Annotated in this window: 1 protein-coding gene; it reads left to right on the plus strand. The window is 37.9% G+C overall.

The window, feature by feature from the left end; genetic code table 11:
* Positions 1–131: 131 nt before the first annotated feature.
* Positions 132–941, plus strand: a complete 810-nt coding sequence (locus V7183_RS21140) for a flagellin (protein WP_335360731.1) — start codon at positions 132–134, stop codon at positions 939–941.
* The last annotated feature ends 60 nt before the right edge of the window (positions 942–1,001 follow it).

Consider the following 1,001-nt stretch of genomic DNA (forward strand, 5'->3'; position numbering starts at 1 on the left):
ACCCTCTTCCTGCCCCATGCACGTGAAGACAAAAGAAACAAAACGGGAGCATGTCACCTTTTGTTTTCATAACAGCGACTTATACGTTGAAAAATCAAAATAGATATATATACCTATAAGGAGTGTCTACTATGCAAATCGGAACAAACATTATGAGCATGCACGCAAGGCAGTCGTTATACGAAAATGAAAAACGAATGAACCTAGCAATGGAACATTTAGCAACCGGTAAGAAGTTAAATACTGCTTCTGATAACCCGGCTAATATTGCCATTGTAACTCGTATGCATGCAAGAGCAAGTGGTATGCGCGTTGCAATAAGAAATAATGAAGATGCCATTTCCATGCTGCGAACAGCGGAGGCCGCTTTGCAAGCAGTTACAAACATTTTACAGCGAATGCGTGATTTAGCAGTTCAATCTGCAAACGGAACGAACTCAGATAACAACCGTAATTCGCTCAATAAAGAATTTCAACAATTAACAAAACAAGTTGGATATATTAATGAAACGACAGAGTTTAATGACTTACCCGTATTTGATGGACAAAGCCGTAACATTACACTAGATGATCTCGGTCATACGTTAGATATATCGCATCAAGAAACAAACATCCCCCTCTCCCCTACAAAGAATGACATCAAGATTTCAACAGAACAAGAAGCAAAAGCGGCTATTGACAAAATTGATGATGCTCTGCAACATGTATCACTTCACCGTGCAGACCTTGGCGCAATGATGAATCGCCTGCAATTTAATATTGAAAATTTAAATAGTCAAAGTACAGCGCTAACGGATGCCGCATCAAGAATAGAAGATGCCGATATGGCGCAAGAAATGAGCGATTTTATCAAATATAAACTATTAACAGAGGTTGCCTTAAGTATGGTTTCACAAGCAAATCAAGTTCCACAAATGATATCGAAGTTGCTCCAATCGTAAAAAATAGGGAATCTATTATCCTATTTTGCAATGTTTTATATAAAATAAAAGGGAAATACA

Source organism: Bacillus sp. JJ1127 (genome assembly GCF_036965845.1).
Taxonomy (GTDB): Bacteria; Bacillota; Bacilli; order Bacillales; family Bacillaceae_G; genus Bacillus_A.